General features: G+C 68.1%; 21 protein-coding genes. 11 read left to right on the top strand and 10 right to left on the bottom strand.

Annotation, left to right across the window (positions count from 1 at the left end; translation table 11 throughout):
- Positions 1-105 precede the first annotated feature (105 nt).
- From sod to NBT82_RS07985, 3 genes are all read left to right on the top strand, one after another.
- The gene (gene sod / locus NBT82_RS07995) at positions 106-705 is read left to right on the top strand and encodes a superoxide dismutase (protein ID WP_251331012.1); all 600 of its coding nucleotides are present in this window, start codon (positions 106-108) and stop codon (positions 703-705) included.
- Between the two features lie 119 nt (positions 706-824).
- Positions 825-1,418, top strand: a complete 594-nt coding sequence (locus NBT82_RS07990) for a nitrous oxide reductase accessory protein NosL (RefSeq protein WP_251331011.1) — start codon at positions 825-827, stop codon at positions 1,416-1,418.
- 59 nt (positions 1,419-1,477) lie between these two features.
- Positions 1,478-1,747: a DUF5827 family protein gene (locus NBT82_RS07985; protein WP_251331010.1), complete on the top strand. Its 270-nt coding sequence runs from the start codon at positions 1,478-1,480 to the stop codon at positions 1,745-1,747.
- Here NBT82_RS07985 and NBT82_RS07980 read toward each other — a convergent pair whose 3' ends face one another.
- The gene (locus NBT82_RS07980) at positions 1,748-2,323 is read right to left on the bottom strand and encodes an MBL fold metallo-hydrolase (RefSeq protein WP_251331009.1); all 576 of its coding nucleotides are present in this window, start codon (positions 2,321-2,323) and stop codon (positions 1,748-1,750) included.
- Between the two features lie 80 nt (positions 2,324-2,403).
- On the opposite strand from NBT82_RS07980, the gene thyX reads away from it, so the two are divergent.
- The 3 genes from thyX (at position 2,404) to NBT82_RS07965 (ending at position 4,261) form a co-directional block, all read left to right on the top strand.
- A complete protein-coding gene (thyX, locus tag NBT82_RS07975) occupies positions 2,404-3,147 on the top strand; it encodes an FAD-dependent thymidylate synthase (protein WP_251331008.1) in 744 nt (247 codons plus the stop codon).
- A 56-nt stretch (positions 3,148-3,203) separates the two neighbouring features.
- Complete coding sequence (locus NBT82_RS07970) at positions 3,204-3,413, top strand: TRAM domain-containing protein (protein ID WP_251331007.1); 210 nt, start codon at positions 3,204-3,206, stop codon at positions 3,411-3,413.
- A gap of 107 nt (positions 3,414-3,520) precedes the next feature.
- On the top strand, positions 3,521-4,261 hold the full coding sequence (locus NBT82_RS07965) for an MBL fold metallo-hydrolase (protein ID WP_251331006.1): 741 nt from the start codon (positions 3,521-3,523) through the stop codon (positions 4,259-4,261).
- Between the two features lie 121 nt (positions 4,262-4,382).
- Here NBT82_RS07965 and NBT82_RS07960 read toward each other — a convergent pair whose 3' ends face one another.
- Positions 4,383-4,850, bottom strand: a complete 468-nt coding sequence (locus NBT82_RS07960; protein WP_251331005.1) for a cupin domain-containing protein — start codon at positions 4,848-4,850, stop codon at positions 4,383-4,385.
- A 439-nt stretch (positions 4,851-5,289) separates the two neighbouring features.
- Between NBT82_RS07960 and NBT82_RS07955 the strand changes: the two genes are divergently transcribed.
- On the top strand, positions 5,290-6,261 hold the full coding sequence (locus NBT82_RS07955) for a transcription initiation factor IIB (RefSeq protein WP_251331004.1): 972 nt from the start codon (positions 5,290-5,292) through the stop codon (positions 6,259-6,261).
- Here NBT82_RS07955 and NBT82_RS07950 read toward each other — a convergent pair whose 3' ends face one another.
- Positions 6,262-6,813, bottom strand: a complete 552-nt coding sequence (locus NBT82_RS07950; RefSeq protein ID WP_251331003.1) for a hypothetical protein — start codon at positions 6,811-6,813, stop codon at positions 6,262-6,264.
- Between the two features lie 86 nt (positions 6,814-6,899).
- On the opposite strand from NBT82_RS07950, the gene NBT82_RS07945 reads away from it, so the two are divergent.
- From NBT82_RS07945 to NBT82_RS07935, 3 genes are read left to right on the top strand one after another with little or no spacing between them, the layout of a single operon-like run.
- Complete coding sequence (locus NBT82_RS07945) at positions 6,900-7,469, top strand: hypothetical protein (protein ID WP_251331002.1); 570 nt, start codon at positions 6,900-6,902, stop codon at positions 7,467-7,469.
- Entirely contained in the window at positions 7,466-8,110 is a 645-nt protein-coding gene (locus tag NBT82_RS07940; RefSeq protein ID WP_251331001.1) for a hypothetical protein, read from the top strand. The genes NBT82_RS07945 and NBT82_RS07940 overlap by 4 nt, the downstream gene beginning before the upstream one ends.
- Before the next feature lie 55 nt (positions 8,111-8,165).
- Positions 8,166-10,883 carry an ATP-dependent helicase gene (locus NBT82_RS07935; RefSeq protein WP_251331262.1) on the top strand — a complete coding sequence of 906 codons (2,718 nt, stop codon included), beginning with the start codon at positions 8,166-8,168 and terminating at the stop codon, positions 10,881-10,883.
- Between the two features lie 327 nt (positions 10,884-11,210).
- Here NBT82_RS07935 and NBT82_RS07930 read toward each other — a convergent pair whose 3' ends face one another.
- The gene (locus NBT82_RS07930) at positions 11,211-13,949 is read right to left on the bottom strand and encodes an ATP-dependent helicase (RefSeq protein WP_251331000.1); all 2,739 of its coding nucleotides are present in this window, start codon (positions 13,947-13,949) and stop codon (positions 11,211-11,213) included.
- A 191-nt stretch (positions 13,950-14,140) separates the two neighbouring features.
- Between NBT82_RS07930 and NBT82_RS07925 the strand changes: the two genes are divergently transcribed.
- On the top strand, positions 14,141-16,480 hold the full coding sequence (locus tag NBT82_RS07925; protein ID WP_251330999.1) for a PAS domain S-box protein: 2,340 nt from the start codon (positions 14,141-14,143) through the stop codon (positions 16,478-16,480).
- Positions 16,481-16,489: 9 nt separating this feature from the next.
- On the opposite strand, the gene NBT82_RS07920 is transcribed toward NBT82_RS07925, so the two are convergent.
- The 6 genes from NBT82_RS07920 to NBT82_RS07895 all read right to left on the bottom strand — a co-directional run bounded on the left by NBT82_RS07920 (position 16,490) and on the right by NBT82_RS07895 (position 22,648).
- Positions 16,490-17,224 carry an isopentenyl phosphate kinase gene (locus tag NBT82_RS07920; RefSeq protein ID WP_251330998.1) on the bottom strand — a complete coding sequence of 245 codons (735 nt, stop codon included), beginning with the start codon at positions 17,222-17,224 and terminating at the stop codon, positions 16,490-16,492.
- Positions 17,221-18,228 (bottom strand): mevalonate kinase, encoded by a 1,008-nt coding sequence (mvk, locus tag NBT82_RS07915; RefSeq protein WP_251330997.1) that lies wholly within the window; start codon positions 18,226-18,228, stop codon positions 17,221-17,223. The genes NBT82_RS07920 and mvk overlap by 4 nt, the downstream gene beginning before the upstream one ends.
- 43 nt (positions 18,229-18,271) lie before the next feature.
- Positions 18,272-18,595 (bottom strand): hypothetical protein, encoded by a 324-nt coding sequence (locus NBT82_RS07910; RefSeq protein ID WP_251330996.1) that lies wholly within the window; start codon positions 18,593-18,595, stop codon positions 18,272-18,274.
- A 201-nt stretch (positions 18,596-18,796) separates the two neighbouring features.
- Positions 18,797-19,852 carry a dipeptide epimerase gene (locus NBT82_RS07905; RefSeq protein ID WP_251330995.1) on the bottom strand — a complete coding sequence of 352 codons (1,056 nt, stop codon included), beginning with the start codon at positions 19,850-19,852 and terminating at the stop codon, positions 18,797-18,799.
- Complete coding sequence (locus tag NBT82_RS07900) at positions 19,849-20,940, bottom strand: DUF1611 domain-containing protein (protein ID WP_251330994.1); 1,092 nt, start codon at positions 20,938-20,940, stop codon at positions 19,849-19,851. Before NBT82_RS07900 ends, NBT82_RS07905 begins: the two co-directional genes overlap by 4 nt.
- A 112-nt stretch (positions 20,941-21,052) precedes the next feature.
- Entirely contained in the window at positions 21,053-22,648 is a 1,596-nt protein-coding gene (locus NBT82_RS07895; protein ID WP_251330993.1) for an N-acyl-D-amino-acid deacylase family protein, read from the bottom strand.
- Positions 22,649-22,846 lie beyond the last annotated feature (198 nt).

Below are 22,846 nucleotides of genomic sequence, written 5' to 3'. Positions count from 1 at the left end.
CCCCGAGCGCCGAGCCACCCGCGTACGCACCGTGTGGCGTGTTAGCGTACGCTTCCTCAAAGCTTAACAGCATCCCGGCCGACCCTCAGTATGGAGGCTACACCCATGAGCTACGAACTCGACCCACTTCCGTACGAGTACGACGCGCTGGAACCGCACATCTCCGAGCAGGTGCTGACGTGGCATCACGACACCCACCATCAGGGCTACGTCAACGGCTGGAACAGCGCCGAGGAGACGCTCGAGGAGAACCGCGAGGCGGGCGACTTCGGCTCCTCGCCGGGCGCGATCCGGAACGTGACCCACAACGGTAGCGGTCACATCCTCCACGACCTGTTCTGGAACAGCATGTCGCCGGAGGGTGGCGACGAACCGAGCGGTGACCTCGCCGACCGGATCGCGGAGGACTTCGGCTCCTACGAGGCCTGGAAGGGCGAATTCGAGGCCGCCGCGGGCAACGCGAGCGGTTGGGCGCTGCTGGTGTACGATAGCTTCTCGAACCAGCTCCGCAACGTCGTGGTCGACAACCACGACGAGGGCGCGCTCTGGGGCTCTCACCCCATCCTCGCGCTCGACGTCTGGGAGCACTCCTACTACCACGACTACGGTCCGGCCCGCGGCGACTTCGTCGACAACTTCTTCGAGGTCGTCGATTGGGAGGAGCCGAGCGCGCGCTACGAGCAGGCCGTCGAGCTGTTCGAGTAAGCGACGACTCGGTCGATCCGCCATTCTTTGGTGCCCACACGGCCAGTGACGACGCCGCGACCGACCGTTTCGACGTGCCGACCAGACCGTACAAGATGGACGATTGCGTAGTGACCGGTATGACGAATGGATCGACATCGCCACTCACGCGGCGCCGGCTCGTCGCCGTCACGGGGACGCTGACGACTGGCCTCGCTGGCTGTCTGAGCGGCGACGAGGAGACTGTGACGCCGACGACCACCCCGACGGGGACGTCGGCCACGGCTGCCCTGACTGATCCCGCCCCCGTCCCCGAGGATGCCTCGTGTGCCGTCTGTAACATGATATCGGGAAAGTTTCCCGACTACAACGCCCAGTCGACCGTCGAGGCGGGCGACCGCGTCTTCTTTTGCTCGTCGGGGTGTATGGGTGCGTACCACGTCGACCCCGGCAACTTCGAGGCGGCTCACGACGGGGCGACGTTCGCGGGGGTCTGGGCGCACGATCACACGACCACGGAGTTGATCGACGCGACGACGGCGTGGTTCGTCAGGGAGACGAACGCCGACCGCGTGAACGACCCCATGCAGCGCAACCCGCTTCCGTTCGCTGCGGAGGCCGACGCCAGGGCGTACGTCGCCGAGTACGACGACCTCTCCGAGACTGACATCCTTCGTCTGGACGACTTCGACATGGAACTGGCGACGTTCTACCGTGGCCGGTTCTTCGAGTAGCGGCCGATCGGGCATCTGCGGCCGGTATTGTTTACGGGGATGGCCGTCTACCGTTACCCATGCCACGGCCGAAAGACGCGTTCGACGGGGTCTATCCCTGCGAGTTCTACACGCCCGAGGAGTTGCTGGAGCCGGAACAGATGTACACGATCCAGGAAATCGCGCGTCTGCTACAGGGGCTCGATCCCGACGCCGACGTGGACGAAGGCACCGAGGCCGTCCTCGTCGACTGGGCGGTGCCGTGGGTGATGATCAACGCGGACGACCTGGTGATCGGCGAACCGCCGACGGACGACGATCCGGGCTACTACGGACTGCGGACCGACTAGCTACCTCCGGGCGGCCTGCCCCGCGCGCTCGACGGTCGCGTAGGCGTCGGCCGTGACGCTCGGCCCGTGGCCCGTATGCAGGACCGCGAGGTCGGGGGCGACGGTGTCCAGCAGGCGGTCGATGCTTCGGACTAGCGTCTCTCGATCGCCCTCCTCCAAGTCCGTCCGGCCGAAGGCGCCGTTCGCGAACACCAGATCGCCAGCGAAACACACCTTCGGTCCGTCCGCATACAGGCAGACGTGGTCGTCCTTGTGTCCCGGCGTGTGGAGGACCGAATAGTCGTCGTCGCCGAGGCGTACCGAGTCGCCGAGTTCGTTGTCGACGGTCGACTGGGCGGGGTCGAACCCCCACGTCTCGACGTCGAACGCCCTCCGGACGGCGTCGACGTTGCCGACGTGGTCTCGGTGGGTGTGGGTGAGGACGACGGCATCGAGCCCGTCGACCCGGGACTCGACCCCGCCCACGACGTCGAAGTTCGCGCCCGCGTCGACGAGGATCCGTCGGTCGCCGGTCACGAGGAAGACGTTGCTGGTGAACGCTCGCACGTCGGCCGCGAGGTTCTCGATGTCGGTCATCGCCCGCCTCTACCGGCTCCGGGGGCTTGACCCTGGCCCCAACGAATACGTTTAGGTTGCGGGGGTTCTGCCTCCGAAGCATGGAGGTCCAACTGCTCGAAGCCACGCCGGATCCGGAGCGGGTGATCTGTACGGCGGCGCGAAACGACTATCTCTCCGAGTTCGTCGGCGACATCTCGTTCGCGGAGGCGATGGAGAGCATCGAGGGCGACACCGAGGCGGAAAAGCGACGGACGCTGATCGGTCACCTGCTGGATCACGGCCACTTCGGGCCGTTCGAACACCCGCAGGCCACCTTCGCGATCAAGGGCGTCAGCCGCTCGTGTATGGCGCAGATCACGCGTCACCGGCACGTCAGTTTCGACATCCAGAGCATGCGATACGTCTCTTTCGACGACGTCGACCCCGCCGAGGTGGAGGCGGGGGCGATGGTGGTGACGCCGCCGTCCGCGACGGATCCCGAGTGGATCGGTCGCAACCAGTCCGCCGGCTCCGTCGACGAGGAGACCGTCGCGGAACGCGAGCGGATCTTCCGCGAGACGGTCCGTGACTCCGTGGAGTCCTATCAGGAACTCCTCGACCTGGGAATGCCGCCCGAAGACGCCCGCTTCGTACTCCCCATCGGCACCGAGGTCAACATCGTCATGTCGATGAACGCTCGCATGCTGATGCACGTCGCGGACATGCGTGCCGCGGCCGACAGCCAGTGGGAGATCCGTGAGATGACCGAGGCCATCCTCGATCTGGCCGCCGAGTGGTGTCCGATCACCTTCGAACACTACGAGGAACATCTGAAGGGCCGAAAGAACCGCCTCGCCCCCTGACCGCCGGATGTATCACTGCCACGACTTATTTCCGTCTCCACGTGGTACGAAGTGACATGCCAGACCAGCCGGTCATGGCCGGTGAGACGTACGTTGTCGCCATCGAGGAACTCGGCTCCGAGGGCGACGGCGTCGGCTACGTGGGGGAGTTCGCCGTCCTCGTCGACGACGCGTCGCTCGGCGAGACGATCCGCGTCGAGATCACCGACGTCCGGTCGAACTTCGCTCGCGGGGAGGTCGTCGACGCCGAATTCGGCTTCACCTGACGGGGCCTGACTCTCTCCGATCCGCTCGCGCGGGTGACGGCGGGACCGGCGCTCGCGGGTCGGCGCCCGTCGAAGTCACTTTCCGACCGGCCACCCCACGGCCGGGCATGCACCTCACCTTCCTCGGCACCGGGAGCGCGATGCCACTCCCCGACCGGGTACAGACCGGACTGTTGCTCGAACGGGGGGATCGACGCCTCCTCGTCGACTGCGGTGCCGGCGTCCTCCACCGCCTCGCCCGCACCGACGCGGGCTACGAGGGCGTCTCGACCGTCCTGCTGACGCATCGCCACTTGGATCACGTCTCCGACCTCCTGGCGCTCGCGAAGGCGCGGTGGCTGGCCGGCGAGACGGCACTCGAAGTCGTCGGTCCCCACGGGACGAAGGCGCTCGTGGACGATCTTCTGGCCGCGTTCGACTACCTCGACGGCCGAATCGACCTCCGGGTTCGAGAGGTGGGCGCCCACGAGTTCTCGGTCGCCGGCTTCGAGGTGCGCGCCCACGAGACGCGCCACTCGGTCGACGGTCTCGCTTACCGGTTCACCGGCGACGCGGGCGACCTAACGATCGGCGGCGACACAGAAGCGTTCGAGGGCCTGGCCGCCTTCGCCGACGGATCGGCGCTGTTCGTCCACGACTGCTCCTTCCCCGACGACGTGGACGTATCGAACCACCCGACACCGTCGCGACTCGGCGACGCTCTCGCCGGCCACGACTACGGTCGCGTCTATCTGACACACCTCTATCCGCACACCGAGGGTCGCCACGACGACATGCTGGCCTCGATCGCGGAGCGATTCGACGGCGACGTACGGTTCGCCCGCGACGGGCTACGGGTGGAGTGCTGACCCGTCCCCGGGCTTCGGATGTCCCGGCCCAACCGCCGCCGGCGGGGCGTCCGGGAGGGGTCGCACACCCGACGCCATCTCACTGCCGACGCCCCTCCAGACGTCCCACGTCGATGCAGTCCTACTCGAACCGGCCCGTTTCGTCTCCACATTCCAGACACCGTGTGATCTTCGCCCGGCCATCTTGGACCCGCTCGACCGTGTGCGGCGTACGCTCGCCGCAGGCCTCACACTCGCGACGGAGCTCCGAGCCGCCGGTTTCCCGGGGTGCACCGATGGCCAGGGCGACGACTCGCTCGTCACCCTTGTTGATCCCCTGTTGGAACTCACCGGGCGCGAACCGAATGATCTCCCCTGCGGTGACGGCGACCTCCCCGTCCTCCGTTTCGAAGGTCACTCGTCCCTCCCGGATGACGAAGAGTTCCTCCTGAGACTCGTGTGTATGATATCCGTACGCGAAACTATCCCCCGGTGCCAGTTCGTAGTAGTTGAGCGCCACGTTGGCGGCGCTGATCGCGTCGGTCAGGGGCCGCTTGACGGTCGCCGAGTCGATTCGGCCCTCGATATCATCGATGCGTATCTTGTCCATATCCGGGCAACGGGTGAATCGCCGAAAACCCTGCTGGTCGTTTGACAAGCGATCGGTTCGGTCGGTCGATTCCGGATGGACCGGTGAACGTGACCGTCCCGGTCCCGACCCCGAACGCACGACTCGACCGGGTTCGGTTGTCATCTGTCGCTTCCGGACAGCGAGGTCCGAAGAGTGACCCCGACGGTACCCGCTCGTGAGTTGGGTACCGTCCCCCCACCCGCGATAGAGGCGATCGACAGAAGTTATTTATATACGTGGCGGTGTCGGCGTGTGTGTGTCAGTGACACGCTAAAACACACGAATGAGGCCGTTACAGTCCGGTTTCGAGCGTTCGAGGCCGAAATTGTTTTAAGCGTTGCGAACGCACATTAGGTAAGGACCCACCGCCGTTCGTCTCTTCGTTTCTCTCTCGGTACGGGGGTATCCGACAGTCACAATGAGCGAAACAACGACATACAGTACAACGAAAGCGGTCGAGGAGGAACAGAACCGAACGGACGAGCGGACGACACCCGACTGTCCGGAGTGTAGCGGGAACCTCGTCACCGACGAAGAACACGGCGAGACGGTGTGTGCGGACTGTGGCCTCGTGGTCGAGGAAGACGAGATCGACCACGGGCCCGAGTGGCGCGCCTTCGATTCGAGCGAACGCGACTCCAAGTCCCGGGTTGGCGCACCGACGACCCAGATGATGCACGACAAGGGGCTGTCGACCAACATCGGCTGGCAGGACAAGGACGCCTACGGGAAGACTCTCTCCTCGCGCCAGCGCGAGAAGATGCAGCGCCTACGCACCTGGAACGAGCGATTCCGGACCAGGGATTCGAAGGAGCGCAACCTGAAGCAGGCGCTGGGCGAGATCGATCGGATGGCCTCGGCGCTGGGCCTGCCCGAGAACGTCCGCGAGACGGCGTCGGTGATCTACCGCCGCGCCCTCGCCGACGACCTCCTACCCGGGCGCTCGATCGAGGGAGTCGCGACCAGCGCGCTGTACGCGGCCGCCCGCCAGGCCGGCACTCCGCGGTCGCTGGACGAAATCGCCACCGTCTCCCGCGTCGACAAGATGGAGTTGACGCGAACGTACCGGTATATCGTCCGCGAACTCAAACTCGAGGTCAAGCCCGCGGACCCCGAGCAGTACGTCCCGCGATTCGCCTCCGAACTCGACCTCTCCGAGGAGTCGAGTCGGCAGGCCCGCGAACTCCTCCGCTCGTCGCGCGACCGGGGCGTCCACAGTGGCAAGAGCCCGGTCGGCCTCGCGGCTGCGGCCGTCTACGCCGCCGCCCTCCTCACCAACGAGACGGTGACTCAGAGCGAGGTGAGCGAGGTGGCCAACATCAGCGAGGTCACCATCCGCAACCGGTACAAGGAACTCCTCGAAGCCAAAGGGGCCGCGGACGCGAACTAGTTACTGGAAGCCCCGATCCACGCCGTCGCGTTCGATGAGATCCTCCAGTTCCGCGTCGAGGAGTTCCTCCGCCTCGTCGAACGTCTCGGAGAGCGAATCGAGGCCGTCGGGGCGATCCGAGAGTTCGAACGACATCGGGCCGTAGGCCGGACTGTCGATGGCGTCCATCACGTCCTCGAAGAAGTCGTCGGGTGACGTCGGCGCCTCGGCGTGGACCCGCACTGTCTCCGCCAGCCGTCTGGCCGCCGATTCGGCCGCCTCCTCGTCCTCCGGGGGCGACTGGACCGCGAAACGCCCGCCGAACTCCTCGGACGGGAGGTGAGGGTCGATGTCGTCGTCGATTTTCCGCGCGACTCTCGTCCCGACGCCGCGCACGTCGTAGGGGTTTTTCGCGTACGTCTTCAGGTGGTAGACACCGACGGCGGGGTGGCCGAGATAGAGGTCTTCGCCGACGCCGTCCCGGCGCTGTCCGGCGACGGCCCGCCAGCCGTCCGGGTCCGCCGTCCCGTCGCTCACGTCGTCGAGGATGTCCTCCCAGTCTCTGACCCGCATGGGCCGCCGTTGCAGCGCGATTCACGAGAGTGTGTCGGTCGACGAGACGCCCACATTCATGGTTCACGGGACGCAACCACCGGTCAATGCCCGAAATCGAGATCACGCCCGAACAGGAGGAGCGTCTGCGCGCGCTCCAGGAGGACATCGCGCGCGACGTCGTGGGCAAGTACGGCCACGTCCGCCCCCGCGACGCCGTCGAATACCTCCTCGACCGATACGAGGAGGACGAGGACGCCGACCCCGGTGACGCGACGGTCGAGACGACCGAGACGGACGACGAAGATTCGGCGACCGAGACGGACGACGGAGATTCGGCGACCGAGACGGACGACGAAGATTCGGCGACCGAGACGGACGACGGAGATTCGGCGACCGAGACGGACGACGGAGATTCGGCGACCGAGACGGACGACGACGGAGGGGACACGGCCCACGTCGTCGACGAGGGCGGCGACGGTACCGACGGCGCGGCGACGACCGGCGGCGACGACGCCATGCTGAACGAGATGATGAGCCTGCTCGACACCCACGACGACAAGTGGGGCGAGTCCGGTGGCGACGAGCGGTACGAGGTCGAACTACCCGACGGGACGGCCGAGCAGGTTCGGACCAAGGACGACGTGAAGGCCCTCCTGTTCAAGCACTACCGATGACGGGCGTCCTCGACGGACTGCGCTCCTGGCTCGGCTCGCTCGTCGGAACCGACGAAGTATCGACCGAGGAGGACGGGTCTGCGGTCGCCGACCCGTCCGGTCCGGCCGCCCCGATCGAGGGACGTGAGACGGCCGTTGCCCATCGGGACGACCGACCGCTAGAGACGCCGGCCGCCCTCGATCCGTCGCCGCCGACGGACACGGGTCGGGTGTCCCCGACGCCCGAGGCTCCCGCGACCGGGGGCGATTCGGACGGTCCGGAGCGCGTCGACATTCCGGACGCCGAAGGGGGCGTCGACCCCGACGCGGCGTCGGTGACCGGCGCCGAGGGACCCGAGCACCCCGAACCGGTGGACGGAGTGGCCGTCCCCGATGCCGACGCGCCGGAAGACGGAAGCGAGGACACGACGGACCGGGAGGCGGTGGACGACGAAGCCGGCGCGTTCGCGTGCCCGGTATGCGGAACGACCGTCGACGGCACGGCCGAGCGCTGTCCGCTCTGTGGATCGACGGACGTACAGCCCGGCGCGTCGTCGAGCAACGAGGCGGTCGGATCGCCTCGGGGGCGGTCCACGGTGTCGGGTTCGGACGACGACCGGGCGGTCGACCGCCTCCGTGACCTTCGAGACCGAAAGCAGTGATCCACACACACCCGTTCCCGCAGGGTTTTTCGCCGCCGACCACCCACCCTCGGGCGTGAACCTCCGCGGGACGATTCTGGACGTCGGCGAAGTGCGGACCGTCTCGACGCAGTACGGCGAGCGCGACCTCGTCGAGACGACGGTGTGTCCCGACGACGACGACGGCGCCGGGGGAGCAGGGCCCTCAGCCGTCGCCGACGGCCGATCGGTGACGGTGACGCTCTGGGGCAAGTGGACCCACACCGCCGACCACGCTGCCGAGGGGATGGACCTCCTCGTGACCGACGTCGAGGAGCGGGACCGAGGCTACGCCACCACGGGTGACTCCTTCGTCGTCCTCGAACCCGACTTCCTCGTCGACGTGACCGACGTGCGGTCGTGGGTGCAGTGTCCGCGGATGTACTACCTGAACAAGCTCTCGGGCGTCCCGCTGGCCTACCCCGTCGTCAAGGGAACCATCGTCCACGAGGTGTTCGGCGACCTGTTGCGGGGCCGGGACCTCGAGGAGGCCGTCACGGACCACGTCGAGGCCGCGGGACTGGAACTCGGCCTGCTCGGCCGCGAGGCCGACGAGGTGCGCGACGAGGTTCGCCGGAACGCCGCCGCCATCGAGGGGTGGCTGGCACAGGGGACGCTCACCGACGAGGACGCGTGGCGCTCGGAGTACACGCTCATCAGCCCGACGTTCGGGATCAAGGGACGCGCGGACGCGCTCCGCCGGGGCATGCCGGTCGAACTCAAGACGGGGAAGAACACGAACCGGGACCCACGCTTTCACGACAAGATTCAGGCGGCGACGTACGCCCTCCTCCTCGGGGAGTCCGGCGACCCGCCGGACACCGGAACCCTCCTCTATACGAAAAACGCGGTCCTCGACCGGAGCGAGGCGAGCGGTGACCTCTCGCCGGCCAAGGAGTTCTCCGTCGGCCGCGGTCTGCTAGAGTTCGTCGTCCGCACGCGCAACGAGATCGCGGCCGCCGAGGCCGAACGGCGTGTCCCGACGGGTTACGAAGCCGACGCCAAATGCGAGTGGTGTTTCGAACAGGACACCTGCATGGTCGTCTCGGGGCGCCTCGATCAGGAGTCCAAGGCCGGGCAGGTCGGCACCGCCATCCCCGCCGAGGAGCGCGAGTACTTCGAGGCGTTCTACCGCGCCATCGAGGACGAGCGACGGGCGGTCCACGCTGAGTACCGGAAGTTGTGGGAGCAAACCGCCGAGGAACGGGCCGACGCGGACCGCGCGCTGATCGACCTCGACCCGATCGAGCGGCGGGAACTCCCCGGCGGCGACTGGGAACTCCGGGCTCGCGTCCCGGACGGTGCCGTCTCGAAACTCCGGGAGGGCGACGTGGCGCTGGCCAGTGCGGGCGACCCCATCGGCGGCGACGCCGAACTCGGGCGGATCCGGTCGCTCGGCGACGAAGTCGTCGCCACGGTGGACGAACCGCTCGACCTGCGGCGCCTCGATGTCTACCCGTCGGAACTCTCGGTCTCGCGGCAGTTGACGGCGCTCCACGACGCCCTCCTGAAGGGTGACCCCGACCGGAAGGACGTGTTGTTCGGTCGGCGAGCGCCCCGCTTCGACGAGGTGCGGGAGACGTTCATCGACAACAACGACGCCCAGAACGAGGCCGTCCGGCGGGCCGTCGGCGCCGAGGACTTCACCCTGGTCCACGGACCGCCGGGAACGGGCAAGACCTACACCATCGCCCGCCTCGTCCGGGCGCTGGTCGACCGGGACGAGCGCGTTCTCCTCTCGGCGTTCACCAACCGTGCGGTTGACAACGCCCTCGACGCCCTCCGTGACCAGGGGTTCGAGGACGTGGCGCGCGTCGGGACGACGACCGGCGTCCGCGAGGATATGCTCGACGTGCGACTGGACCGTCGGGGGGAGCCCAACGACCGTGCGGCCGCGCTCCGCGATGCACCCGTCGTCGCCGCCACCACCGCGACCTGTGGCTCCCGGGTCCTTCGGGAGGCGGCGTTCGACGTCGCGGTGGTCGACGAGGCGTCACAGCTGACGGAACCGGGAACGCTCGCGGCGATCAACCTCGCGGACCGGTTCGTCCTCGTCGGCGACCACCAGCAACTCCCGCCCGTGGTCCAGTCCGGCGACGAACGGCTCGCGAGGTCGCTGTTCGAACGCCTCCACGACGAGCATCCCGAGGCGGCGGTCATGCTCGACCGCCAGTACCGCATGAGCCAGCGCATCCAGGCCTTCGCCTCGACGGAGTTCTACGACGGCGCGCTCCGGCCGGCGACCCCCGAGGTGGCCGGTGGAACGCTCGCGGACCTCCCGGGGGTCGGCAGGGAGGCGTCGGAGACGCCTCCGGAAGGCGGCGAAGCCGCCGGGACCCTCCCCGCACACCTCCGGCAGGGTGTCCGCTTCGTCGATCCCGGCGGGCGGCGCGAGGGCAACGCCAACCCCGTCGAGGCCGACCGGGTGGCCGCGGTGGTCGAGGAGTACCTCGATGCCGGGGTCGACCCCGACGACGTCGTGGTGATCGCCCCCTTCCGCGCGCAGGTGGCCGAGATCGCCCGCCGGGTCGACGTGGCCGTCGACACCGTCGACCGTTTCCAGGGATCGAGCGCAGAGGTCGTCGTCGTCTCTTTCGTCGCCACCGGCGACCTGGACGGGCCCATCTTCGAGGACACGCGCCGTGTGAACGTTGCGCTGACGCGCGCAAAGAAGGCGCTCGTCCTCGTCGGCGACGCGGACGCACTGGCATCGGAGCCGTTCTACGCCCGGATGCTGGACTGGGCGCGGCGATGAGGCGACGGATCGTCGCCTCGGGACCACGTCACCGGCCCGTGACCGACCACTCGTCCGCGTCCGTAACCCACCCCTCGGTCCCGGTTTCGTCGTCGTCTCTACTCCCGCCTTCGTCCGAATCCGCTCGTAGTCGTCGACCGCCGCCGCGCTCCCCGTCCTCTCACCCCGTAGGCGGGCCCCGTCGGGCCAGATCGTGGCACACGCGTGATACGATCCCGGACGGTCCGACGTCGTCGAGGAGGGTGTCTCGTGTACGCCGCCGACCGCGTCGAGGAGGGCGCGGTCCCCGAGAGTCGGGTGCCGGTCGTTCCCGACGTCCTGAACGCGCTATCCGTCCGGGGCCGAGTCGGGTCGACCGTCGGTCCCGTCTCCGTCCTCGATGTCCGCGATCACCCGCTCGTGGAACTCCCGCAGGACGGCGTCTTCGTCCTCCGCGAGGACGGTGTCGGTGGCGGCGAGCGTCGCCAGGCCGAACGCCCGCGGCGTCGGTGTCTCCACCGTCCGTTCGGCAACCTCGATTTCCTCGTCGCGGAGACGTTCGACGACCGACTCGATGCTCTCGACGTGGAGTTTGTCCTCCAGCAGTTCACGGTCGGTCTCTTCGATCACCGCGAAGTCCTCGAGGTCGTCGGCGAGCGATAGCAGCGTCTCGCTTTCGACCTGCTGGCGGGCCGCGGATTTCTCCGTCCCCTTGTACCGCTTCAGGATCATGAGCGAGCGCGTGGCGTCGATACGGAAATACCGCTTTCGGAGATCGGTCCCACGCAGGGCCGCCCGGAGGTCCGCGCGGACCGCGTCGGGATCGAAATCGCGAAGCAGCCCCGTTACGTCGATCCGGCGGTTCAGCGGCATCGAGAGGACGAACCCGTTGTCGGCGACGGCGACCGTGACGCTCGCGGTCGTCTCGTCGGCACACTTCGCCGCCAGCAGGCGCGAGAGGCCGTCGTTGAACCGCCGGCCGTAGACGCTGTGGACGTAGTAGCGTCGCCGGTATGCCTCCCGGTCCCGTTCCTCCTCGACCGCGATACGGGTCGGGGTCGAGACGCTCTCCGCCCCGGCGAACGCCACCTGCTGGTCGTAGAGGCGGGTCAGCGCGCGCACCGCCCGCTCCGAGAGGGCGTCCGCACGGAGCCAGTCCCGGACCGCCGGCGGTCCGCCGGCCGCCAGGCGGTCGAGCAGGTCACGCTGGAACGCCAGCATCTCGTGAGCGAGATCCGCCGAGAGCGGCAGGCGTTCGGAGTACCACGAGGGGACCGTCGGCCGGGCGGTCGTCCGATCGACGTACACCTTCGACCCCCGTCGGTAGCGGAACTCGAAGCGCTCGCCGCCGATGACGAACACGTCGCCCGCCTCCAGGGTGTCGAGGTAATCCTCGTCGAGTTCGCCGACCCACTCCTCGCCCCCGCGGACGACCACGTCACACGAGAAGGAGTCGGGGATGGTGCCGACGTTCGTCAGGTAGATCATCCGCGCGAGGCGCCCCCGCTTGCCGATCAGACGCTCGCCGACGTCGAACTCGGGGTGGTGGTGGTCGCCGTTGGGCGGGTCGTTCCGGTCCCGCCAGATCTTCGCGTACACGTTACGTTCTTCCAGTCCCTCGTAGTCGGCGGTGAGGTAGCGAAAGAGCGTCTCGAAATCGTCGTCGCCGAAGTCCCGATAGGGGTAGGCCCGGCGGAGGACCGCCCGCACCTCCGCTTCGGGACGGACGGCGTTGATCGCCATCCCGTAGACGTGTTGGGCGGCCACGTCGTAGGCGTTCTCGGGGACGAACACTCGGTCGACGAATCCCGACTCGGCCTTGCGGACCATCACGGCACACTCGACCAAATCGTCGCGGTCCAGCGCCACCACCCGCCCCTCGACGACCTCTCCGACCTGGTGGCCCGCCCGGCCGACCCGCTGGAGGAGGGCCGCGACCGACTTCGGGGAGCCCACCTGCACCACCAGGTCGACGTGTGGCATGTCGATGCCGAGTTCGAGGCTGGTCGAGGTGGTCACCACGTCGAGGTCGCCGCACTTGAGCGCCGATTCCACGGCCTGCCGTCGCTCGGCGGAGAGGCTGCCGTGGTGACACCCCGAATCCGACTCGTCGTAGCCGTAGCGCTCGCGGAGCGCCTGCAGGACACGTTCGGCGCCGGATCGGGTGTTCGTGAAGACGAGCGTGTTGGTGTGGGACGCGACGAGGTCGTGCAGTCGGTCGTAGAAGCGGTCGCGGACGACGTCGCCGGGCGTCTCCACCAGGTCGTCGACCGGGCAGTCGACCGCCAGATCGAACTCGCGGGCGAAGCGGGCGTCGACGATCTCACAGTCCCGTGTGGGACCCCCGGGCTCGGCACGGCCGACGAGAAAGTCGGCCATCGTCTCCAGCGGTTCGACCGTCGCCGAACAGCCGATCCGGGTCGGTTCGCCGTCGGTCAGCGCGGACAGACGTTCCAGCGAGACCGAGAGGTGAGTGCCCCGCTTGTTCGCCGCCAGGGCGTGAACCTCGTCGACGACCACGTACTCCACTCGCCGCAGTTTCTCGCGGAACTTCGGCGAGTTGAGCAGGATCGCGAGCGTCTCCGGCGTCGTGTTGAGGATGTGGGGCGTCTCCGCGAGCATCCGGCGACGGTCGGCGTCGGCGGTGTCGCCGTGGCGGGTGGCCTGTCGCACCGCCGTCGACTCGCCGCGCTCGGCCAGACGCTCGCGAATCCCGTCGAGCGGTGCCGCCAGGTTCCGGTGGACGTCGTTGGCGAGCGCCTTCAGCGGCGAGACGTAGAGACAGTACACCGCGTTCTCCAGCCCATCGGCCCGCTCCCGACGGAACAGTTCGTTGATGATCGCGGTGAACGAGGCGAGGGTCTTCCCGCTGCCTGTGGGCGCACAGACGAGCGCGTGTGTCCCCTCGTGGACCAATGGGATGGCCTCCCGCTGTGGCGGCGTGAAGAAGCCGCCGTTCTCGGGGACGTACTCCCCGAATCGGTCGACCCACCAGTCGCGCACCGCGGGGTCGAGCAGTTTGAGGACGTCGGTGTCGGCGGCCCGATCCGCCAGCCGGTCGACGGCCTCTTCCTCCGGCCGGTCCATCGAGTACCCCTTGGCGTGGACGACCAAGTGGGTTGTGTCCGGCGATCGATCCCGTCCGGACGGTGGACCCCGGATCGAGGGGCCTTCGGCGGCTCCCGACCCCCGGGTGGTCCGCCTCGCCGGTAGCGCTCGGCACCACCGGCCCCACACGGGCCAACCTATACCCGGTTCGACGGCCATCGTGTGAGATAATGACGCACAACGGTTCGTCGACGGTGCTGTTCGTCGCCGGGGAGACGGAGCGTGCCGACGCGGCCGCCGCCGCCCTCGACGCGTCGGGGTTCGAGGCGGTCGTGGGTCGGTCCCTCGACGACGCGCGCTCGGCGCTCGCCGAACGCGCCGTGGACTGTGTCGTCAGCGGCCACGCCTCCCCGTCGCACGACGGACTGCCCGTTCTCGATGCCGTACGCGGGGTAGACCCCACCCTCCCGGTCGTCCTCTATCCCGCGTCGGGAAGCGAGTCACTTGCCGGCGAGGCGGTCCGGCGTGACGTCAGCGACTACGTGACTGGCGACGGTGCCGACGGGAATCACGCGGAACTCGTCCGTCGGGTCGGGAAGGTCGTCGGGTCGGACGCGCCGGACACGGTACGCGGGGCGGAACTCCGGGAACTCCGGGAGTTCAAGCAGGCCGTCTTCGAGAGCGACCTCTGGGTCAGCGTCTTCGACGCCGAGGGGACGGCCGTCGAGACGAACGAGGCCGCCGCGGATATCCTCGGTTATCCGATCGACGAGATCGTCGGTAACGACGCGGTCTGGGAGTGGTTGTACCCCGACGAGGACTACCGCGCCGAGATGCGGGCGGTCACGGAGGAGGTCCTGAACGGCGAGCGTCGGCTGGAGGGGTTCGAGACGACGATCCGAACTCGGTCGGGCGAGCAACGGGTCATCTCGTGGTTCTCGTACGGACTCACGGACGACGACGGGGAGATAAGCGGATCGATCGCCATCGGACGGGACGTGACCGAGCGCAGGGAGCGCGAACGGGCGCTCGAACGGGAACTGGAGCGACGAGAGGCCGCAGAGACGCGGTATCGGTCGCTGTTCGAGAACAACCCGTGTGCCATCTGGGAGGAGGATCTGTCGGCGGCGAAGCCCCGCGGCGACTCGCTGGCCGAGTCGGTCGACGACGTCGCGGCGTATCTCCGCGACAACCCCGACGAACTGGAGCGACTCATGTCCCACGTCGAGATCAGGGACGTGAACGAGAACGCGGTCGACTACTACGGTGCCGACTCGAAGGCGGAGTTGATGGCCAACCTCGACGCGGTGATGCCCGAGGAGAGCAACGCGGCGCTCGCGGGTGTGTGGGCCAGCGTCGCGGCCGGCGACACCCGGTACAGAGCCGAGACGGTGTCGCGGACCCTCGACGGCGAGCGACGGGACGAGATCCTCGACGTGTACGTCCCCGAGGCGTACGCCGACGACTACTCCCGCGTCTACGTCGTCGGGACCGACATCACCGAGCGCCGGGAACGCGAGCGGCAACTGGAGGAACTCACCGCACGTCTCGAACTCGCGCTGGCCGAGACCGACACCGGCGTCTGGGAGTGGTTCGTCGAATCGGACGAACTCCGCCTCGACGAGACCTGCGAGCGGTTGCTCGGCGTCGGCGACGACGTCCCGACCACGTTCGAGGCGTTTCTCGACCGCGTCCACGACGACGACGTCGCCGCCGTCAGGGACTGTCTCGGCGACGACCCCGAACCGGGCGAGGAGTACCGAACCGACTTCCGTGCCGACTCCGCGTGTGGCGACCGGCGCTGGATCCGGGCCCGCGGCGTCGTCAAGGAGGGCGATCCGCTCAGGATGCTCGGGATTCAGACCGACATCACTCAGCAGAAACGTCACGAGCGACGGCTCAAGGGGCAACGCGACGATCTCGATCTGTTGAACCAGATGCTCCGGCACGACATCCGGAACGACCTCCACGTCGTGAGCGCCGCCGCCACCTTGCTCGCCGAGTTGGTGGACGGCGACGAGGCACGCGAGTACGTCGAGACGATCCTCGAAACGGTCGACAGCGCGGTCGAACTCACGGAGACGGCCGGCGAGATAGCGGACGTGACGCTGACGGCCGACGACGAACACGTCCGCGTCGATCTGCGGGAGACGCTCCTCGGCGAACTCGACGAGGTGCGGGCGGCGTACCCCGACGCGGTCGTCTCGGTCGAGGGCGACCTCCCGGAGACGACGGTTCTGGCGACGGAGATGCTGGGGTCGGTGTTTCGCAACCTGCTGACGAACGCGATCAAACACAACGATCGGTCGGTCCCGGAGGTGACCGTCTCGGCGGTCGAGCGAGACGGAACGGTCACCGCGCGGGTCGCGGACAACGGTCCGGGCGTCCCCGACCCACGGAAGGAAGCCCTGTTCGCCCGCGGGGAGACGGGCGCGGGAAGCGGCGGCTCCGGGATCGGCCTCTATCTCGTGCGGACGCTCGTCGACACGTACGGCGGCGACGTGTGGATGGAGGACAACGACCCCGAGGGGACGGTCGTCGTCGTGTCGCTGCCCTCGGCCGACGGCTGAGCCGCCCGCTCACTCGATCCGCGTCCCCACGTCCTCGCCCCGCAGAAACGCCGCGAGGTCGTCGGCGCCGAAGACGAACGCGGGCGCGTCCGGATCGAGGAGGGTGCGCACTTTCCCCGCCATGCCGCCGGTCACGTCGGTGGCGTCGCTCCCACCGAGGGCGTCGGCCACGTCGTCGAACGCCTCGATCCGGCCGATCACGTCCCCGTCGGCGTCGTAGACGCCGTCGACGGTCGAACAGAGGCCGACCCGGTCGGCGTCGAGCCCCGTCGCGAACCGCACCACCAGTTCGTCGCCCGAGATAATGGTCGCGCCCGACCCCTCCTGAGCGATCACGTCGCCGTGCGAGACGGGGACGAAGCCCTCGCCGACCATCGTCCGCACCGTGGATAGCGGAAAGTCGAGGGCCGATTCCTCGTCGCGGGCGCCCGCCGAGAGCGGGTGGACGGGCAGCGCCGGCACGTCGCGGTCGTGCAGGCGTGCGAGCACGAACCGGTTGAGCGTCGTCATCGATCCGTGAATCTCGAGAGCCGGCCCCGCGTCGGTCGTCCCCTCGGTCACGCTCACGCCGTGTTTCTCTGCGTAGTGGTGGCCGAAGCTCCCGGCGCCGTGGACCAACACGAGGTCGTCTACGCCCACCTCGGCGACTGCGTCGGCCGCCACCGAGAGCGCGTCGTCGTCGAGCGTCTCCCGACGGTCCTTGTCGGTGATGACGCTCCCGCCGAGCTTGAGGACGGTCGTCATGCGACCCTCCGGACGCCGTCGGTCGCGAGTTCGGCGCGGAACGCTTCCTCACAGCCCGGGGTGAACTGCAGCGCCGTCAGCGTCTCGGGCGTGGGATCGAGCGCGACGATACAGCCGCCGCCCCCGGCGCCGGTGAGCTTCGCGCCGTGGGCGCCGGCCTCGCGAGCTGCCCACACCATGCTGTCGAGCGAGCGTGAGGAGACGCCGAGCGACTCCAGCAGGCCGTGGTTGAAGTTCATGAGCCGACCGAGTTCCGCGAGACGATCCGTCGCCTCCGTCCCGGCGGCGGGGTCGAGCACGCGCTCGCCCGTCCGGACCAGGTCGCCGATGGTCGCGACGGTGTCGGCCGCGAAGTCGTACTCCTCTTTGAGCGTTCGGACGCCGGCGACGAGTTCGCCCGTGTCGCCGGCGCCGCCGTCGAAGCCGACGACGAAGGGAAGGTTCGGCGTCTCGATGGCCCGACAGTCGTCGCCCTCGACGCGCACGGCGCCGCCGACGGCCGAACAGAAGGTGTCCGCCCGCGACGCTTGGCCGTCCTGGACCGCGGCCTCGGCACGGTACGCGCGGTCCGCGAGTTCGCGAGGCGACAGCTCTCGGCCGAGTTCGCGTGTCGCGGCGTCGATCCCCGCCACCGTCACCGCCGCCGACGAGCCGAGCCCCGCCCCGAGCGGGATGGCGCTCTCGACGGTGATGTCGAAGCCCGCGTCCGGCGAGCCGACGGCTTCGCGTGCCTGTTCGACCGCGGCGTCGACGTACCCCATCGCCGCCTCGACCAGCGGCGCCGGCACGTCGACGTCCGGTCGGTCGCCGGTCGATCCCGCGTACTCGACGGTGAACCCGTCGAGGCTCAGATCCGACGCCTCGACCCGCACGTGGTCGTCGTCGCGGGCCTCGACGCTCACCGTCGCTCGGCGCTCGATGGCACAGGGGACGGCGGGTTCGCCGTAGACGACGGCGTGTTCGCCGAAGAGATACACTTTGCCCGGCGCACTCGATACCGTCATACGCAACCATACGGACCGGCCGTCGCTTAAGAAGTCCGGATGGTCACTCCTCGTCGAGGTCGGCGAGATCCTCGAGTTCGTCGAGGTCCTCGCTCCCGCCGCGAAGCTTCTTCACGACGAGCGTGACCACGACCAAGGCGAGGACGGCCAGAAACAGTTTGCCGACGGTGCGACCGAGACAGGACCCGTCGTCGCTTCCGTCGCCGTCGTCCTCCGAATCGAGGTCGAGGTCGAGATCGACCTCGTCGAGGTCGTCGTCCAGGTCGACTTCGGCGAGGCCGTCGTCCCCGCCGAGCGTCGCGGGACCGATCTGGATCGTGCCGTCGCCGAGGTTGAGTTCGAGGAGGGTGTACTTCTTGTCTGCCATACGGGTTGTAGCGCTACGGTGGCCTTAGCGGTTGTGTCTGATCGCCGGCACGACTGGTGAGCGCAACAGGGGTGCGAACACACGACATGGACGGGGCCGCGAGTACGGACTCGACCGAACACGCAACGACCTCCCTGACCCTCAACGTCTGGCATCCGAACTGCTGGACGCTCCGGACGACCGTCGCCGTCGACTGTTGGATCACCGCTCGGGGACCACACCGTGTCCGGGACCGGAGATGTCGTGGACCGGGCCCTCAGCCGTCTCGACGACGTCCTCGGCGAGCAACCGGTTTCCGTCGAGGTCGACGAAGGAGAACGCCCCGATGCCGGCGACCAGATGAGCGCTCGCGTGGATGCCGACCGCGCTTTCGAGCATACAGCCGATCATGAGGTCGAGGTCGGCGCCTTTCGCGATCGACGCGATGTCGGCGGCGGCCAGCGGCCCGGACTTCCCGAGTTTGACGTTGACGATGTCTGCAGCCCCCTCACGAACGACCCTGATGGCATCCTCGGGCGTGAACACCGTCTCGTCGGCGGTGATGGGCACGTCGACACGCCGGCGTGCCTCGGCCAGGCCGACGACGTCGCTCGCGGCCACCGGCTGTTCGATGAGGTCGAGATGGATGCCCTGATCGGCCACTCGCTCGGCGAAGCGTGCCGTCTCCTTCGGCGTCCACCCCTGGTTGGCGTCGACTTTCAGCGCCGCTTCCGGGGCTGCTTCGCGGACTGCGAGGACCCGGTCGACGTCCTCGTCGAGGTCGTTCCCGGTCTTGATCTTCAGGTGCTCGTACCCCTGCTCCACGGCCCGAGCGGCGCGCTCCCGCGCCGTGCCCGCGGGGACGATGGGGATGGTCATGTCCGTCTCGACCGGGGACGGCGTGGCGCCGAACAGCTCCGACAGTGCGATCTCGCGCTCGCGGCAGAACGCGTCGAGGACCGCCGTTTCGACCGCGAACGTCGCCGATACCATTCCCGGGAACGTGGACCGGAGCTCCGAGACGATCCGGCGGTAGTTCCCCACCGGTCGCCCCTCGACGACTTCTGCGGCGGCCCGGACAGTCGCGAGGGCGGCCTCTCTGGTTTCGCCCGTCACTGGGGGGATCGGTGCGCCCTCGCCGTAGCCCGTCGTCCCGTCCTCGGTTTCGACGGTCACCAGGACGTTTCGTGCCTCGTGCTGGACACCCAGCGAGATTTCGAACGGCTCGGACAGCGGCAGGTCGAGTGTCTCCACGGACAGATCGACGATCTCGCTCATGCTTCACCGTCCGTTCCGTCCCCCGCCGACGCGGTTGGGGCTTCGTCGAGACTGTCCCGGACGATACCGAGAAGTTCGGCCGCCCCACCCTCGTGATAGACGTTCGCCGCCGGTAATCCGTGCGTCTCTTCTTGGGCCTCCGGATCCCCCCATGTCGAGAGGCCCGCGACGGTGGCCTCGGAGAGGTCTTCGATCAGTGATCGCTCTTTTTCGACGCCGTCGACGTCGAACCGCTCGAAGTGGGTTCGTTTCTCTCGGGACGGCTCGTCGGCGATCACGACGGCATCCGGCCAGGTCCCGTGGAGAACTCCGAGCGTGACACTCGAGTACGCTCTGTGGGTGAGGCATGCCTGCCCTTCGACGAACACGAGGTCGTGATCGGCGGCGACGGCTTTCACCATATCCTCGACGACGCCGGCTACGAAGTCGGCTGGGACGCGGTCGACGACCACGCCCTCGTGGGCGCCGACCATGATTCCCGTCTGGCCCGTCGCGACCCACCCCGCGTCGAGACCCGCCTCGACGGCGGCCCTGTAGAGTTCGAACGTCGCCGTCCGTTTGCCGACTGCACAGTCGGTTCCGAGGGTGAGCACGAGGTCGGCGTCGACGTCGTCGACGGAGCCATCCCCGACACGCAGTTCGTCGCCCCCCGGCGGCTTTCGGACGTCGACGAGACTGACGTCGTATTCGTCCGCGAGCGCCGTCCAGTGCTCGTCCTCGCTCAAGAAGACGTGCAGTCCCGAGACGACGTCACAGCCCGCCTCGATCGCGGCTTCGATCTCCTCGACCCACGGATCCGGAAGCTGACCGCCTGCCGGTGCGACGCCGATGACGAGGGCTTCGACCTCGGGGGCCGCCTCGAGCGCCGCGGCGACCGAGTCGGCGATCGGCACGTCGGGTGCGTCCGGAGTACCCAGAACCTCGCTCGGCTGTCGCCCGGCGGTCTCCGAATCCACGATGGCTTTCGCGTCGAAGACCTCGCTATGTGTGACGACGCCGTTCGCGGTCTTGCCGCCGGTCGTACCGAACTCCCCTTCGGCCAGGACGATGGCCGGTACGGGCACGTCGAATCTCTCTCGTAGGTTCATCTTGGTTCGGAGTTCCTCCCTCACGTTCAAAGTCCTACGGCCTTCCATGGACGGTGATCGGGCGACGTCCGCCTCGCCAGGACACCGAACGGCCAGACCGTGTCGCGGCCGCTCACTGCCTCACCGCTCGTCCCGGCAGTTCCCCCGTCGTCTCGCCGCCACGCACCACGAACTCCCCGTTGACCATCACGTGTTCGATCCCCTTCGGATACCGGCGCGGGTTCTCGAAGGTGGCCTGCGTGTCGACGGTCACGGGGTCGAAGACGACAAGGTCCGCGTCCATCCCCGCCCGAACGACGCCTTTTCGGTCGAGTCCCATCGCACGGGCCGGAAGCGAGGTCATCTTTCTGACCGCCTCCTCGACCGTCAGGAGGTTCTCCCCGCGGACGTAGTGACCGAGAATACGGGGGTACGTACCGTACACCCGCGGGTGGGGTTTCCCACCGAACAGCCCGTCGGTCCCGACACAGACTCGCTCGTACCCGAGGATCTCTCGGACGTCGTCCTCGTCCATCATGTGCAGCGAGATGCTGACGCTGAGTTCCTCTTCGACCAAGAGGTCACAGATCGCCGCGACCGGTTCCACGCCGCGCTCGGTGGCGATCTCCCGAACACTCATCCCCTCGCGGTGGGCGTTTGCCGCCGACTCGACGTTCGCGATGACGACGTTCTCCCACCCCGCGAGGGCGCCGATGTTCTCCCAGCCGTCGATCCGCCACTCCTCGACGTCGCGGACGATGCGCTCGCGTGCATCCTCGTCCTGGAGGTATTCGAGCGTCCGATCGGGTCCGTCGGCGTGAACCCACGGCGGGAGGACGGCCGAAAGTATCGTACTCCCCGCGGTGTAGGGGTACTGTTCGGCCGTGAAGTCTACCCCGCGTTCCCGCGCGGCTTCGACGAGTGCGATCGCCCGGTCGGCCTTGCCCCGTTGCATCCGGCCGGCGACCTTGAAATGTGACAGGTGAAGTGGGATTCCCTCCTCGTCGCCGATATCGACGAACTCGTCGAGAGCGTCCCAGATCCAGCGTCCCTCGCTCCGAACGTGAGCGACGAACGGCCGGCCGTACGGGCCGAGTCTCGACGCCAGTTCCCGGACTTCCTCCGTTTCGGCGTACGTACAAGGGGTATAGATGAGTCCAGTCGAGAAGCCGACCGCTCCGTCATCGAGTCCCTCCGTGACGAGATCCGCCATCTCCGCGAGTTCGGCCTCGCTCGGCGCGTCGTCTGACATCCCGAGAACGTTGAATCGGACCGTCCCGTGACCGACGAGGATTCCCACGTTCGGACCGATCCCGTTCTCCTCGACCGCATCGAGATACTCGCCGACGCTTCCCCAGGTCCACTCCGTGTCCACCCGTCCCGCGAGGGCACCCAGCTGTTTCGACCACTCCTCGGCGCCTCCGTCGCGGTACATCGGAGCCATCGAAAACCCGTCCTGTCCGAGGATTTCGGTCGTGATTCCCTGTCGTATCTTCGGTGAGAGCGTCGGGTCGTCGAACAACTCCATATCGGAGTGAGAGTGGGTATCGACGAAGCCTGGGCAGATGATCGAGTCGTCGACGTCGATCGTCGTCGCCGCGTCGGTATCGGGAGCGGGGCCGCGATAGACGGTGTCGACTGTCCCACCGGCGACGGCTACCGCGCCTCGGAACCACGGTGCTCCGGTCCCGTCGACGATCCGGGCGTTCTCGATGAGTACGTCGCTCACGGCGCCGTCTTCTCCCCGTCCGGACAAAAACACGCCCCCGAGAATAGACGGGGGTCGGACGGACCGGCCAGACGAGCGTCGGTCCCCTCGGATCGGCTGAAACACGCCCCCGAGCGGGCCGAACAGGGTGGTCGCTGGGAGCAGGGATTCACGGATCACCTGGCGGCGAGTGGGGGTCGATGGGGACTCCACCGAGGG

Source organism: Haloplanus sp. HW8-1 (genome assembly GCF_023703795.1).
In the GTDB taxonomy this organism is placed as follows: Archaea; Halobacteriota; Halobacteria; order Halobacteriales; family Haloferacaceae; genus Haloplanus; species Haloplanus pelagicus.
This window is presented reverse-complemented; position numbering and strand designations above follow the sequence as displayed.

Excerpts from the sequence above, each read along its gene's own strand:
- sod (WP_251331012.1), top strand. The coding sequence starts at position 106 with ATGAGCTACGAACTCGACCCACTTCCGTACGAGTACGACGCGCTGGAA.
- NBT82_RS07990 (WP_251331011.1), top strand. The coding sequence starts at position 825 with ATGACGAATGGATCGACATCGCCACTCACGCGGCGCCGGCTCGTCGCC.
- NBT82_RS07985 (WP_251331010.1), top strand. The coding sequence starts at position 1,478 with ATGCCACGGCCGAAAGACGCGTTCGACGGGGTCTATCCCTGCGAGTTC.
- NBT82_RS07980 (WP_251331009.1), bottom strand. The coding sequence starts at position 2,323 with ATGACCGACATCGAGAACCTCGCGGCCGACGTGCGAGCGTTCACCAGC.
- thyX (WP_251331008.1), top strand. The coding sequence starts at position 2,404 with ATGGAGGTCCAACTGCTCGAAGCCACGCCGGATCCGGAGCGGGTGATC.
- NBT82_RS07970 (WP_251331007.1), top strand. The coding sequence starts at position 3,204 with ATGCCAGACCAGCCGGTCATGGCCGGTGAGACGTACGTTGTCGCCATC.
- NBT82_RS07965 (WP_251331006.1), top strand. The coding sequence starts at position 3,521 with ATGCACCTCACCTTCCTCGGCACCGGGAGCGCGATGCCACTCCCCGAC.
- NBT82_RS07960 (WP_251331005.1), bottom strand. The coding sequence starts at position 4,850 with ATGGACAAGATACGCATCGATGATATCGAGGGCCGAATCGACTCGGCG.
- NBT82_RS07955 (WP_251331004.1), top strand. The coding sequence starts at position 5,290 with ATGAGCGAAACAACGACATACAGTACAACGAAAGCGGTCGAGGAGGAA.
- NBT82_RS07950 (WP_251331003.1), bottom strand. The coding sequence starts at position 6,813 with ATGCGGGTCAGAGACTGGGAGGACATCCTCGACGACGTGAGCGACGGG.
- NBT82_RS07945 (WP_251331002.1), top strand. The coding sequence starts at position 6,900 with ATGCCCGAAATCGAGATCACGCCCGAACAGGAGGAGCGTCTGCGCGCG.
- NBT82_RS07940 (WP_251331001.1), top strand. The coding sequence starts at position 7,466 with ATGACGGGCGTCCTCGACGGACTGCGCTCCTGGCTCGGCTCGCTCGTC.
- NBT82_RS07930 (WP_251331000.1), bottom strand. The coding sequence starts at position 13,949 with ATGGACCGGCCGGAGGAAGAGGCCGTCGACCGGCTGGCGGATCGGGCC.
- NBT82_RS07925 (WP_251330999.1), top strand. The coding sequence starts at position 14,141 with ATGACGCACAACGGTTCGTCGACGGTGCTGTTCGTCGCCGGGGAGACG.
- NBT82_RS07920 (WP_251330998.1), bottom strand. The coding sequence starts at position 17,224 with ATGACGACCGTCCTCAAGCTCGGCGGGAGCGTCATCACCGACAAGGAC.
- mvk (WP_251330997.1), bottom strand. The coding sequence starts at position 18,228 with ATGACGGTATCGAGTGCGCCGGGCAAAGTGTATCTCTTCGGCGAACAC.
- NBT82_RS07910 (WP_251330996.1), bottom strand. The coding sequence starts at position 18,595 with ATGGCAGACAAGAAGTACACCCTCCTCGAACTCAACCTCGGCGACGGC.
- NBT82_RS07905 (WP_251330995.1), bottom strand. The coding sequence starts at position 19,852 with ATGAGCGAGATCGTCGATCTGTCCGTGGAGACACTCGACCTGCCGCTG.
- NBT82_RS07900 (WP_251330994.1), bottom strand. The coding sequence starts at position 20,940 with ATGAACCTACGAGAGAGATTCGACGTGCCCGTACCGGCCATCGTCCTG.